Source organism: Actinokineospora sp. NBRC 105648, assembly GCF_030269645.1.
Taxonomy (GTDB): domain Bacteria; phylum Actinomycetota; class Actinomycetes; order Mycobacteriales; family Pseudonocardiaceae; genus Actinokineospora.
The window spans coordinates 16,063-29,566 of the sequence record NZ_BSTR01000046.1; the positions used below are offsets into that span (position 1 = coordinate 16,063).

Genomic DNA, 13,504 nt, shown 5'->3' on the forward strand with positions numbered 1-13,504 from the left:
CGAGGTGCCGATGCGCGAGGCCCTGCGGGACACCGGCCGCGTCCTGCGGGTCGTGGTCACCAGCGTGGCGTTCTTGCTACCCGCCGTGCTCCTCGGCGTGGTGCTGGCGCTCGCGCGCGGCCGGACGGCGGGTCTGACCCACCTGTACCGGCGGGTGGGTGGGCTGCTGATGGCGCTGGGTCCGGCGTTCGTCAAGGCGGGACAGGTGCTCGGCACGCGCCGGGACATCCTGCCGCCGGGGCTGTGCGCCGAGCTGGAGGTGTTGCAGGACTCTGTGGCGCCGCTCGACCCCGTGCGCAGCCAGGTGGTCCTGACCGACATCTATGGCCCGGGGATCGACTCGATCTTCCCCGAGATCAACTACACCCCGGTCGCGGGCGGCAGCGTCGCCTGCGTCTACCAGGCGGTGGACGCCCAGGGGCGGGTCGTCGCGCTCAAGGTGCTGCGGCCGGAGATCAGGCCGGTGCTGGAGACCGACCTGCGGATCATGCGCCGGGGCGCGGGCCTGGTCGCGCGGCTGCCGGTGCTGCGCGGGGTGCCGGTGACCGAGGTGGTTGGCCAGATGTGCGACGCGGTGCTGGCCCAACTCGACTTCCCCCGCGAGGCGGCGAGCCTGACCCGGCTGCGGCGCGACCTGGCCGCGGTGCGACGGGTGTGGGTGCCGCAGGTGTACCCAGAGCTGTGCGGGCCCTCGTGCGTGGCGATGGAGTTCGTGCCGGACCTAGACGTGCGCACGGCCCAGCGGTGCCCGTTGGCGCTGCGTCGGCGGTTCGCCCAGTCCGGGCTGGCGGCGATCTACCACATGCTGTTCGTCAACGGGTTCGTGCACTGCGACCTGCACCCCGGCAACCTCTACTTCACCCGCGGCGGCGAGGTCGTGGTGCTCGACGCCGGGTTCAGCGTGCAGCTCACCGACCGGCTGCGGGTGCTGTTCGCCGAGTTCTTCCTGAACATGGCCGTGGGCCGGGGGCAGCGGTGCGCGGAGATCGTGGTGCAGAGTTCGGCGGGCCTGCGCCCGGACGCGGACCTGGACTCGTTCCTGGCCGGGATGGCGGCGCTGGTGGTACGCAGCCACGGGCTCTCCGCGCGCGAGTTCAGCCTGATCTCCTTCGCCACCGAGATGTTCGACCTGCAGCGCCGCTTCGGCGTGCACGCCGCTCCCGAACTGATCTTCCCGCTGCTGTCGCTGCTGGTCATCGAAGGGACGATCCGCGACCTCGACCCCGGCGTCGACTTCCAGGAGACCGCGAAACCGGTGCTGAACAAGGGCCTGTTCGGCACCCGCCAGTCCGGCTGAGAGGGGACCAGATGACCGCCGCACGGCGCGGAGGCACGCTCACCGTGGTCGGCGCGGGCGACGCCGACAACCTCGACCCCGCGCTGGCGGTGCACACGGTCACCCGGGGGATCCTGCGGGCCTGCACCCGGCAGCTGGTCACCTACCGGGCCGGGCGCGACCCGCGCCGGGCGGGTGAGGTGGTCGCCGACATGGCGACCGAGGTGCCCACCCGGGCCAACGGGCGGCTCGACGCGACCGGGCAGGAGTACGTGTTCACCATCCGGCTCGGCGTCCGCTGGGACACCCCGGACGGGTTCCGCCAAGTCACCGCCGCCGACCTGGCGCGCGGGCTCAAGCGGCTGGCGCACCCGGCGGCGCCCGGGCCCGCGCTGACCTACTTCACCCGCACCATCCGGGGTCTGGACCGGCTGTGCGCGGAGCTGACCGAGGCCGAGGACGTGCTGGGATTCCTCGAGGCGGCCGAGGTCGAGGGCATCCGGGTGCTCGACGAGCGCACGGTGGCGCTGCTGACGATCGGGCCCGCGGTCGACTTCCTCAACATCCTGGCGCTGCCCAGCGCGACCCCCGCGCCCGTGGAGTACGCCGGGTACGCGCCGGGGAGCCCGGAGATCACCCGGGGGCCGCGGTCGAACGGACCGTACCGGGTGGAGAACTACCTGCCGGGCAAGGAGATCCTGCTGGGGCGCAACCCGGCCTGGGACCCGGCGACCGACGACGTCCGGGCCGCGCACATCGACGGTGTGGCCGTCCGGATGGGGGTGTCCGAGGCGGACGCCTTCCGGCTGGTGGACAGCGGCGAGGTGGACATGCTGTGGGACATCCAGCCGATGACCGCCGAACTGCCCCGGCTGCTCGCCGCGGCCGACCCCAGGCTGGAGATCCACCCGGCCGGGCTGTTCAGCCCGTACCTGGTGGTGAACCTGCGCAGCCCCAACGAGGGCGGGGCGACGAGCAGGCTGGGCGTGCGCCGGGCGGTGTCGGTGGCGCTGGACCGGTCGGCGGTGTCGCGGGTGTGGGGCGGACCCCGGCTGAACGACCTGACCTGGCGGATCTTGCCGCCGCTGTGCTCGGCGTACACGCCCGACTCGCCGGTCCCAGACGGGCCGCCGGGTGGGGATCCGGTGCTGGCCCGGGAGTTGCTGGCGGAGGCGGGATACCCCAATGGGGTGACCTTGCGGATGGTGCACCGCGACCGCGACATCCACCCCGAGTCGGTGCACGAGATGGGGGTGGCGCTGGCGCGCGCGGGGATCCGGTTGGTGCCGGTGCCGGTGTCGATCACCGAGCTGTTCACCCGGTACTTCGGCTCGACCGCGACCGCCGCGCGCGGTGAGTGGGACCTGGCGTTCACCGGCTGGGAACCGGACTGGCACGGCGACAACGCGCGGACGTACCTGCAGCCGCTGTTCGAGAGCGCGGGCAGTTGGAACCTCGGGTTCTACCGGAGCGCGGAGGTCGACCGACTGCTGGCGGCCGGGCGCGCGGCGACGTCCCGGGAGGCGGCCAACGCGGCCTACCGGGGCGTTGAGGCGGAGGTCTTGCGGGACATGGCGGTGGTGCCGGTGCTGTTCGCGCACCAGTACTGGTTCCACTCGCCCCGGGTGCTGGGGTGGGAGCCGTACCCGGTGCTCAACGGGGATCTGGCGAACCTGTGGCTGGGATGACGTGCGCGCCGTGCGCGCGGATCGTCCGCTCGGCTTCCTCGTCGGATCCGTGACGCAGGCTGACCCAGACCGGTCTGTCCTTTGTGGCCTTGACGATGGTGAGCGCCTCGTCGGTGCTCGGCATGTCCTGGGCGAGGATGAGGTCGACGCCGGTGCGGCAGAGCTCGGTGACCAGCCATTCGTGGTCCTCTGGGTCACCGGGGGTGACGAGGCCGGCCACCCGCGTGTCCGGGTGGGCGGCGGCCTGTGCGATTCCCGCCGCGGCGTGGACCATCCAGGCTGTGCCGGAGCCGGGGGCGAGGCCGAGGGAGAGCAGGTGCCGGTGGGCGCAGTGGGTGGTGGCGGTGCGGATGACGGTGGCGCCCGCGCGGATGCTGGACTCGTGGGCCTGGCGGATGGCGGCCCGGCCCGCGCCGGTCATGAGGAGGCGGTTCACGTGCCAGGGCGGGTCCAGGTGGTGGCCTTGCGCTTGGAGTGCTGTCGCTAGGTCGGCGTCCAGGTGCATTCGCTTAGGATAGCTATAGTTAGGTGGTTGTGGGGCACGCGGTCGCCCTCGGTTCGGTCTGGTGGGTTTGCCGCCCCTGGGTTGCCGTCTTCGTTGCCCGGGTCGCGAGGGCGGGTTCGGTCTGGTGGGTTTTGCTGCTTTTCGCTGCCCGGGTTACATGCGGGGCTCGATCTAGTGAACTCGCTTCGTGTGGGGCCCTTAGAGCACCGCGGTGGTGAAAAAAGGGCGGGTGAAGGGCATTCCCCACCACCGGTCAAGTTTAGCGGTGCTCTCCCCCCACACGAAGCGAGTCCACTAGATCGAGCATCCGTAGCGGGGCCGGCGGTACCAGCGGGGTCGGCCTTCGGCTGCGGTACCAGCGTGGTCGGCTGCTCCGCTGCGGTCTGATGGGTGGCTTCTCTGCTGCGGTACCAGCGAGGACGGGGGTGGGGGTGGATGGATGGATGGATGGATGGGTGGGTGGGTGGGTGGGTGGGCAAATGGGTGGATGTCGGGTGGACGGTCGCGGAATTGAGACAGTCACCCGAATGCTGCGAGGGTGTGTGAAAGTCTTTGTGGCCGTTGGTTTCTGCCCCGGAGGGAGCCACTGTGTCCGATGCCGTCGTGGAGCTTGGGCGGGAGTTCGCCCAGGATCCCTACCCGTACTTAGCCGAGTTCCGGGCCACTGGGCCGGTTCGCCGGGTCCGGTTGCCGCGCGGGACCGAGGTGTGGTTGGTGACCCGGCACGATGATGTGCGGGCCGCGCTGGTGAATCCGTTGCTGGGCAAGGATATCGCGCGTACTCGGGAGTTGTTGGCCGAGCAGGGTAGTACGGACAGTCCGTCGCCGGAGATCACCGCTGAGTTGGCCTACCACATGCTCAACTCCGACCCGCCTGACCACACGCGGCTGCGGAACCTGATCAACCGGACCTTCACGGCCCGTCGGGTGGAGCGGTTGCGGGAGCGGGTGGTGGCGATCGCGGATGAACTGCTGGACGCCTTACCCGAGCACGGCGAGGTGGACCTGCTCACGGAGTACGCGTTTCCGTTACCTATCACGGTAATCTGCGAGTTGCTCGGTGTGCCGACCGAGGACCGGCAGCAGTTCGGCGCCTGGAACGACACGGTGGTGACCGCGACCGATCCGGAGGACGCGCGGGTGGCCACGGTGCACCTGATCGAGTACTTCACCAAGCTGGTGGCGCGCAAGCGAGCCGAGCCGGGGGACGATCTGGTCAGTGGGCTGGTGAACACCGGGACCGGGGACGAGCTCGACGACACCGAACTGCTGTCCATGATCTTCCTGCTGCTGATCGCCGGCTTCGAGACCACGGTCAACCTCCTCGGCAACGCGGTGCTGGCGCTACTGTCCGACCGCCCGCAGTGGGACGCGCTGTGTGCTGACCCGACGCTGGTGGCGGGCGCGGTGGAAGAGGCACTGAGACATGACAGTCCGGTGACCCTGGCCAGCATCCGGCACACGATCGAACCCGTCACGCTCTCCGGTGTCGAGATCCCGGCAGGCGAGTTCGTGCTGGTGTCGGTGGCCTCGGCCAACCGGGACGACAACCGGTTCCCCGACCCGGACCAGTTCGACATCCGACGGGCATCACCACACCTGGCGTTCGGACACGGGATCCACCACTGCGTAGGCGCACCCCTGGCCCGGTTGGAGGGACAGGTGGCCCTGACAGCACTGACACAACGCCTCCCCCACCTCCGCCTGGCCACCGACCGATCAACCCTCACCTGGCGCGAAGGCGCCATCCTCCGTGGACTGAACTCACTTCCCGTACTGCTCTAGCCCCCTCCCGCACCACTGGCACCCCGGCCCCGCCAGCCCTCCTCCTCCCGCACCTGGCACCCAGCTCCCCCACCCGCTCAGCTCCCACCCCCGACTCCCGCCACCGGGCTCTCAGCTCCCACCCCCCGCCACCCAGCACCCCACCAGCCCTCTTCTTGTCCCTCCCCCGGCCTGACACCCACCCTGCACGCAGCCCCCACCCCACCAACAGGCTCCGGCAGCCACCACGCCCCCCGGCAACCATTCCCGCCCCTGCATCCCAGAACACGGGCTCATCGTGCTTGTCAAGGCATCTTCCCGCCTTGACAAGCACGATGAGCCCGTAGTCACAATTGGTGTAGGGGAAGCAGGAACCCAAGGGAACAACACAGGGAATCACACCAAAGCGCGCCCCAAAGCAGTCCCAGACAACCAAGCGGTCTCCACCCGAGGCGATCCCCAAGCATCACCGACCAGCCCAATACCGTCATCCAACGCGAAAGCCCGGTCATACGGCTGCAACGGACTGGCATAAGTCCACCGATGCACATCCACCGAAACCGCGTCAGCCAGATCGAACAGCGCAGAAACCGCCGAGGCGATCTCAACCCCAGCAGCTCCAGGATCAGCCAAGTGCCGTCGAGCGAACTCGGCGGTCGTGTGGGCGACCAGCACCGGAGCACCATCCCCCCGACGAGAGCCGTCATCGAACACCGTGGTCAGAACCGGGTGGTCGTTCACGAAAGCACCGTGAAAATCCGCCCAGGACCGGTCTGGGTAAGCGATCGTGGCCACCAGTGCGGGCGACCAGGGACGCACTCGGTCATCGGTGGCGAGGAGCCGTTGGGCCTGGGGGTCGGGCATGGCCAGCACCACCGCGTCCACCTGTTCGCCGTCGACGGTCGGCCCCGGGCCCACGCGTTCGACCGTGTGTCCGGTGACCACGTCCAAGCCCTCGGCCAGGTGTTCGACCAGCGAGCGCAGGCCTGCGGGCGCGGCGTAGCGCATGGGTCCGGTCGTCGAGGACTCGCCGTCGGGGCCGAACACCCGCATCGTGTCGGTCCAGGGGCGGGCCAGGCCCGCGCCGGTCCAGGTGTCGACCAGCGCGGTGAAGGCCGGGTCGCTCGCGGTGAAGTAGCCCGCCCCGATGTCGGCCCGCCTGCCCGCGTAGCGCTTGGTCGCCATCCGGCCGCCGACCACGTGGCCGCGTTCGAGCACGCGGACCGCCACGCCCGCCTCGGCCAGGACTCGCGCGCAGGCTATTCCGCTGATGCCCGCGCCAACCACGATCACCGTCATGGGGGCAGCCTGCCACCCGCGCCCGTGGGGCTGTTCTGGAGTCCGGTCGCGGTCCCCGGCTGGCCGTACACTCGGGCGCATGCGCACCCGGCCGACGCTCAGCTGGACGGCGTCCGGGGCACCGCTGCCCCGGACGACCAGCCTGGACGAGGTGGTCGAGGCCGTCACCCGCGGCGGGGTCGTGGTGCTCAGCGGCGCGGGGTTGTCCACTGAGTCCGGCATCCCGGACTACCGGGGCGCGGCGGGCAGCCTGCGCAGGCACACCCCGATGACCTACGACGAGTTCGTCGGCGCCGTCGACGCCCGGCGGCGGTACTGGGCGCGCAGCCACATCGGGTGGCGCACCATCGCCCGCGCCAGCCCGAACGACGGCCACCGCACCGTGACCGCCCTGCACGCGGCGGGCTACGTCGACGCCGTGATCACCCAGAACGTGGACGGGCTGCACGGCGCGGCCGGGACTCCGGGGGTGGTCGAGCTGCACGGCAGCCTGGACCGCGTCATCTGCCTCGACTGCGGGTCGACCGGCCCGCGCGAGGAACTCGACCGCAGGTTGCGCGCCGCCAACCCCGAGTTCACCGCCGCGCCCGCACCCATCAATCCCGACGGTGACGTCGACCTACCCGCCGAAGCCGTACTCGGTTTCCACCTGGTCGACTGCGCGCACTGCGGCGGCGTACTCAAGCCGGACGTGGTGTTCTTCGGCGAGAACGTGCCACGCGCCCGGGTGGAGCAGTGCAACCGGCTGGTCGACGAGGCCGAGAGCCTGCTGGTCCTCGGTTCGTCCCTGACCGTGATGTCCGGCCTGCGCTTCGTCCGCCGCGCGGCCGCCGCGGGCAAGCCAGTCCTGATCATCACCCACGGCCAGACCCGCGGCGACGCGTGCGCGACCGTCCGGGTCGACCTGCCCCTCGGCCGCGCACTCGGCGACCTGGCGACCCGGCTCGCACTGCCCGACCGGACCACGCACCAGGACTAGCGCGGGCCGCGGCCGGACCGGGCGATTGGATGTCCTATGTGGACAGTCGAGTCAGGACACTGCCGGCCACGGTCTTGAGCTGGTCGCACAACGTGGCCGCCGGGACGGGGGTGGCCGCCTTGTCCGGGTACTTGGTCAAGGTGACGCCCGCGCCATCGCTGGTGGCGAGCAGGATCGAGCACCCCGAGCGACCGTCGGCGTGCTCGGCCACGGTGACGGCCGGCACGCCCTGCAGGTAGTACTCCTCGTGCACCTCGTGGCTCTCGGAGTCGTCTGCGTAGAAGGCGACGAGCGGTGACCGGTCGATGTCGAGGCTGATGCGGACGATGCCGAGGTCGGGGTCGGACGACTGCCAGTGGCACGACTTCCTCGTGCTGACAGCGCTGCCGCTGTCGGCGGGGAACCCGAGAACCTGCAGGTCGGCGTCCTGTACGAGTGAGCACGGGTTGGCCAGGTACGCCTGCAGGCTGACCGGTCGGGTCACCGGGGGCGGGGTTCGGCTGGTCGGCGGCGCGCTGGTGTCCGGCGGTGTGGTGACCGGCGGCGGCGCCGGGGTGGAACAGGCCGCGAGCGCCGTGAACAGCACTGCCGCCAGTAGGACGCGCATGACTCCCCCATCGAATTCCCGCCGGTCTGGCCATCGCTTTCCCGGCAATAGCGTGAAATGATGATAGCGAGCCCCTATGCGCCTTCCGCCGCGCGGTCCCGGTTGTCCTTCGTGGCTCTCCCAGGCCATCGCATTGTGCTGAATGGTTGTTCCTCGCCGGTCACCGCTGGTATTTCCCGCGTGGTCGCGCGACGGTCTCGGTCCCTGCCTCTCCCGGTCGTCGGAATACCACGGCCGGGGAGCACCTGCATCGAGGAGACCGTTGATGAGACGAGATCGCGCGAGGGGACTGTTGCCGGTCCTGATCGCCGCCGCGCTGGCGGTGGGTGTCGCTGTGCCCGCCGACGCGGCTGAGGGCGCCGTGTTCGGTGCCGATCGGGTGGACGCCATCGCGGGCAGCTACATCGTGCTGGTGCGCGACGAGGTGGCCGCTCGGTCCGCTGTCGCCGCCACCGCCGACCGGCTGACCGGCACCTACGGCGGGACGGTGACGGTGGCCTGGCGGCACGCCGTGCACGGGTTCGCCGCGAGGATGACCGCCACCCAGGCCCGCAGGCTCGCCGCCGACCCCGCGGTGGCGTCGGTCGAGCAGGACGCGGTGGCCAGGATCGCCGGGGAGCAGCCGAACCCGCCGAACTGGGGGCTGGACCGGGTCGACCAGCGGGCGCTCCCGTTGGACGCCAAGTACGGCTACGGCACCACGGCGTCGAACGTCACCGCCTACGTGATCGACACCGGGGTGCGGGTCACGCACAGCACGTTCGAGGGGCGGGCGGTCTGGGGGACGAACACCCTCGACACCAACAACACCGACTGCCACGGCCACGGCACGCACGTCGGCGGGATCATCGGTGGCAAGGACTCCGGGCTGGCCAAGGGGGTCAAGGTCGTCGCGGTGAAGGTGTTGGGGTGCTCGGGTTCCGGGTCCAACAGCAGCGTGATCAGCGGCATCGACTGGGTCACCAGGAACGCGGTCAAGCCCGCGGTGGCGAACATGAGCCTGACGAGCAGTGCCGACCCGGCGATGGACACCGCGGTGCGCAACTCCATCGCCTCCGGGGTGACCTACGCGCTCGCCTCGGCCAACGACAACAAGGACGCGTGCAACAGCTCCCCCGCGCGCGTGGCCGAGGGCATCACCGCCAACGCGGTGGACAAGAACGACGCGCGGGCCTCGTTCTCCAACTTCGGCCCCTGCACGGACATCTTCGCGCCCGGCGTCGGGATCGTGTCGTCGTGGAAGGACAACGACAACGCGGTCTTCTCGGCAAGCGGCACGTCGATGGCCGCCCCGCACGTGGCGGGTGCGGCGGCGCTGTGGCTGGGTACGCACCCGGCCGACACGCCCGCTCAGGTCGGCGCGGGCATCCTGGCCGCGGCCACCCCGGACAAGGTGACCAACCCGGGGACGGGATCGCCGAACCGGCTGCTCTACGTCGATCCCAGCACGCGGCCGCAGCAGTTGACCTTGCCCAGTCCCGGCGACCAGACCGGCACCGTCGGCCGACCGGCATCGGCGAGGCTGACCGCCGTCGGCGGCACCGGCCCGTTCAGCTGGTCCGCGACCGGCCTGCCCGCAGGCGTCGAACTCGCGCCGAGCACGACCGACACGATCACCGCCACGGGCACACCCACGACGGCAGGACCCAACAACGTGGCGGTCACCGTCACCGACGCCAAGGGTGCGACCGCCCAGGCGAGCTTCACCTGGACGATCGCCGAGGCGGGCGGGCTCACCCTGGCCAACCCCGGCGACCAGGCGGGCGAGGTCGGCGTCGAGAGCGGCGTCAAGCTCGTCGCGGGCGGCGGCACCCGGCCGCACACCTGGTCCGCGACGGGACTGCCCGCGGGCATCACCACCGGGCCGGACGACAACGGCGTGGTCGTCCTGTCCGGTGTCCCCACGGCGGCGGGCACCTCGACCGTGGTGGTCACCGTGCGGGACAGCGCCGGGGCGAGCGCGTCGACCACCTTCCGCTGGGTGATCACCGATGGGGGCACCTGCCCGCCCGCGCAGAAGGTGGTCAACCCGGGGTTCGAGTCCGGGACCACCGGGTGGGCGTCCTCGCCGTCGGTGATCGGCCAGACGGCCAACGGCAAGCCCGCGCACACCGGGACGTGGCGCGCGTGGCTGGGCGGTTGGGGTCGGGCGCACACCAGCACGCTGAGCCAGACGGTGGCGATTCCGGCGGGCTGTTCCCGTTACCAGCTCTCGATCTGGCTGCGCGTGGACACCGCCGAGCGCGAGGCGAAGGCGTACGACCGGCTCACGGTCAGTGCGGGCGCCAAGACGCTGGCGACCTTCTCCAACCTCGACGCCGCGAGCGGGTACCGACAGCTCACCTACGACCTGGCCGAGTTCGCGGGCCAGTCGGTGGCGGTGCGGTTCACCGGGCTGGAGGACAGCGCCCTGCAGACGTCGTTCGCCCTCGACGACGTCACGCTCACCGTGGGGTGACCGGTCCTCCCGGTGCGGCCGTGGGCGGCGGATCCCCGCCACCCACGGCCGTAGCCCGTAACATGGCCCGGGTGGATCTAGAGGTGCGGCACCTGCGGGTCTTGGTCGCCGTCGCCGACCAGGGCAGCATCACCAAGGCGGCAGCGCTGCTCGGTCTGTCCCAACCGTCGCTGACCGCGCAGGTCCAACGCATCGAGCGCACCATGGGCGAGGCGGTGTTCGTGCGCAGCCGGGCCGGGGTGGTGACCACCCCGTACGGCCGGGGCCTGATCACCCGGGCCCGCACGGTGTTGCGCGAGATGGACGACCTGCTGGTCAGCTCGCTGCCCGCGCCCCGCGACGAGATCGTCCTCGGCGACGCGGGCCTGCTGCTCTCGGCGGTGGTGCCCCGGCTGGAGCGCGAGCTCCCCGCCGGGTTCGCGGTGCGCGCGCACATCGACCCGGCCGCCTCCGCGCTGGTCGCCATGCTGCGCACCGGCAGGTTGGACGCGGCGATCGTCAGCGACGTGATCGACTTCGAGACCCCGGTCGGCCCCGGGGTCGACCGGGTGACCGTGGTGCCGCTGGAGCCGGTGTTCGTCGCGGTGTCCGAGCGGCACCCGCTTGCCCGGCGCCCGGTGATCGACCTGGCCGACCTGGCGGACGAGTCGTGGATCGTCAACCCGCACGACAACCCCGGCTGGCTGGCGTCGCTGCGGGCGGCCTGCGCCCGGCTGGGGTTCGAGCCCAAGGTCGCCTTCGAGAGCAGCCACATGGCGGGCGCGCGGGCATTCGTCGGCACCGGCCGGTGCGTGGCCATCGCCGACCCGCTGTCGGTCGAGGGCATGGGCGTCGCCTTCCGCCCCCTCGTCGGCGACCCGGTGCGCGGCCGGATCGACCTGGCCTGGGTGCAGCCGTGCCCGGTGCCGCCCGAACTGCTCCGCTCGGTGATCACCGAGGAGTACCGCCGGATGGTGGGCCGCAGCGACAGCTACCAGCGGTGGTGGACCGAACGCGGCCTGGTCCTGGCGTAGCCCCGCGATCCGGGCCGCCGCACACCCGAGAGGAACGCATGACCTTCACGACCCGCCCCACCCTGCGCGGCACCTTCGGCATGGTCTCCTCGACGCACTGGCTGGCGTCCCAGTCAGCCATGCGGATGCTCGAGCGCGGCGGCAACGCCTTCGACGCCGCGGTCGCCGCCGGGTTTGTGCTGCTCGTGGTAGAGCCGCACCTCAACGGCCCGGGCGGCGAGGTACCCGCGATCATCGCGACGGCGGCCGACCCGCGCCCGGTAGTGCTCGCAGGCCAGGGCCCCGCACCTGCGGGCGCGACCCCAGAGCACTACACGGACCTGGGGATGGAGCTGATCCCGGGCAGCGGACCACTCGCGGCGGCGGTGCCCGGCGCGGTCGACGCGTGGCTGCTCCTGCTGCGTGACCACGGCACCCTGACCCTCGCGGAGGTCCTCGAACCGGCCATCGACTACGCGGGCGCGGGCCACCCGTTGACGGCAGCGGTGAGCTCGACGGTCTCGACCGTACGAGACCTGTTCGTCGAGGACTGGGTCACCTCCGCCGAACTGTGGCTGCCCGGCGGACAACCCCCCGCCCCCGGCGCGCTGTTCCCCAACCCCGCGTACGCGCGAACCTTGCGCAGACTCGCCGACGAGAGCGAACACACCGACCGCGAGACCGGGATCGACACCGCCCGCAAGGCCTGGCGCGAGGGATTCGTCGCAGAGGCGGTCGACGCCTTCGCCCGACGCCCCTTCCGCGACTCCAGCGGCGGCAGGCACCCAGGCGTACTGACCGGCGCGGACATGGCGGCCTACTCGGCCACCTGGGAATCACCGGTCACCCTGGACTGGCACGGCCACACGATCGCCAAGGTCGGCCCGTGGAGCCAGGGCCCGGCACTCCTGCAAACCCTCACCGTGCTCGACGCGCTGGACGACCCCACCGCCCTGGACCCCTCCACCGCCCGCGGCACACACGCCATAGCCGAGGCGATGAAACTGGCCTTCGCCGACCGCGAGGCCTGGTACGGCGACCACCCCGACGTCCCACTGACCACCTTGCTCTCGGCCGCTTACGCCGCCGAACGAGCCACCCTGATCACCGACAGCGCGAGCGGTGAGATCCGCCCGGGCACCCCCGACGGCCGCACCCCCCGACTCGCCGAATACCTGACCCGCCAACACCGAGCGGCACCGGCCGACCCCACCACCGGCGAACCGACAGTCCGCGCCAACGGCACCACCCGAGGCGACACCTGCCACCTCGACGTCGTGGACCGCTGGGGCAACATGATCTCCGCAACCCCCAGCGGCGGTTGGCTGCAGAGTTCCCCGGTCATCCCGGAACTCGGCTTCCCCCTAGGCAGCAGACTCCAGATGTGCTGGTTGGAACCCAACCTGCCGAACAGCCTGCGCCCCGGCACCCGCCCACGCAGCACCCTCACCCCGACCATGGTGCACCGCGCAGGCATGCCGGTCCTCGCCTGCGGATCACCGGGCGGCGACCAACAGGAACAGTGGCAACTGCTGTTCCTGCTGCGCCACCTGATCGGCGGACAGGACCTCCAGACCGCGATCGACGCGCCGACCTGGCACACCACCAGCCTGCCGAACTCCTTCTACCCCCGCGACATCGAACCGAGGGTGCTGGTCGTGGAGGACCGGATGGACCCGGACGTGCTCGCCCAACTGGAAGCCCAGGGCCACCTGATCCGCCGCTCAGGCCCGTGGACCCTGGGCCGGATGTGCGCCGTGACCCGAGACCCCGACACCGGCATCCTGGCCAGCGCCGCCAACCCACGCGGCATGCAGGGCTACGCAACCGGCCGCTGACCAGGCAAGCAGACAGGCAACGAAACCGCAGGTCCACTAAGGACACAACCGCTGCGATCCCACAGAACATCGTGCAAGCTCAAGCAACCACCGCACCC

10 protein-coding genes are annotated in these 13,504 nt (G+C 71.2%); 7 read left to right on the forward strand and 3 right to left on the reverse strand.

Annotation, left to right across the window (positions count from 1 at the left end):
- Positions 1-10 precede the first annotated feature (10 nt).
- The gene (locus QSK30_RS29175) at positions 11-1,297 is read left to right on the forward strand and encodes an ABC1 kinase family protein (protein ID WP_285507760.1); all 1,287 of its coding nucleotides are present in this window, start codon (positions 11-13) and stop codon (positions 1,295-1,297) included.
- 11 nt (positions 1,298-1,308) lie between these two features.
- A complete protein-coding gene (locus QSK30_RS29180) occupies positions 1,309-2,964 on the forward strand; it encodes an ABC transporter substrate-binding protein (protein WP_285507706.1) in 1,656 nt (551 codons plus the stop codon).
- On the opposite strand, the gene QSK30_RS29185 is transcribed toward QSK30_RS29180, so the two are convergent.
- On the reverse strand, positions 2,930-3,469 hold the full coding sequence (locus tag QSK30_RS29185; RefSeq protein WP_285507709.1) for a homocysteine S-methyltransferase family protein: 540 nt from the start codon (positions 3,467-3,469) through the stop codon (positions 2,930-2,932). The genes QSK30_RS29180 and QSK30_RS29185 overlap by 35 nt on opposite strands.
- A gap of 588 nt (positions 3,470-4,057) precedes the next feature.
- On the opposite strand from QSK30_RS29185, the gene QSK30_RS29190 reads away from it, so the two are divergent.
- Complete coding sequence (locus QSK30_RS29190; RefSeq protein ID WP_285507711.1) at positions 4,058-5,254, forward strand: cytochrome P450 family protein; 1,197 nt, start codon at positions 4,058-4,060, stop codon at positions 5,252-5,254.
- 375 nt (positions 5,255-5,629) lie between these two features.
- Here QSK30_RS29190 and QSK30_RS29195 read toward each other — a convergent pair whose 3' ends face one another.
- Positions 5,630-6,532, reverse strand: a complete 903-nt coding sequence (locus tag QSK30_RS29195) for an NAD(P)/FAD-dependent oxidoreductase (protein ID WP_285507713.1) — start codon at positions 6,530-6,532, stop codon at positions 5,630-5,632.
- A 79-nt stretch (positions 6,533-6,611) separates the two neighbouring features.
- On the opposite strand from QSK30_RS29195, the gene QSK30_RS29200 reads away from it, so the two are divergent.
- Positions 6,612-7,511 (forward strand): NAD-dependent protein deacetylase, encoded by a 900-nt coding sequence (locus QSK30_RS29200; protein WP_285507715.1) that lies wholly within the window; start codon positions 6,612-6,614, stop codon positions 7,509-7,511.
- A 34-nt stretch (positions 7,512-7,545) separates the two neighbouring features.
- On the opposite strand, the gene QSK30_RS29205 is transcribed toward QSK30_RS29200, so the two are convergent.
- Positions 7,546-8,118 (reverse strand): DUF3558 domain-containing protein, encoded by a 573-nt coding sequence (locus QSK30_RS29205; protein ID WP_285507717.1) that lies wholly within the window; start codon positions 8,116-8,118, stop codon positions 7,546-7,548.
- A 265-nt stretch (positions 8,119-8,383) separates the two neighbouring features.
- Here QSK30_RS29205 and QSK30_RS29210 point away from each other — a divergent pair, with 265 nt between their 5' ends.
- The 3 genes from QSK30_RS29210 to QSK30_RS29220 all read left to right on the forward strand — a co-directional run bounded on the left by QSK30_RS29210 (position 8,384) and on the right by QSK30_RS29220 (position 13,406).
- Complete coding sequence (locus QSK30_RS29210) at positions 8,384-10,576, forward strand: S8 family serine peptidase (RefSeq protein WP_285507719.1); 2,193 nt, start codon at positions 8,384-8,386, stop codon at positions 10,574-10,576.
- 71 nt (positions 10,577-10,647) lie between these two features.
- Positions 10,648-11,589, forward strand: coding sequence for a LysR family transcriptional regulator (locus QSK30_RS29215; protein ID WP_285507721.1), 942 nt, complete (start codon positions 10,648-10,650; stop codon positions 11,587-11,589).
- Between the two features lie 38 nt (positions 11,590-11,627).
- Positions 11,628-13,406: a gamma-glutamyltransferase family protein gene (locus QSK30_RS29220; protein ID WP_285507723.1), complete on the forward strand. Its 1,779-nt coding sequence runs from the start codon at positions 11,628-11,630 to the stop codon at positions 13,404-13,406.
- Positions 13,407-13,504: the final 98 nt, after the last annotated feature.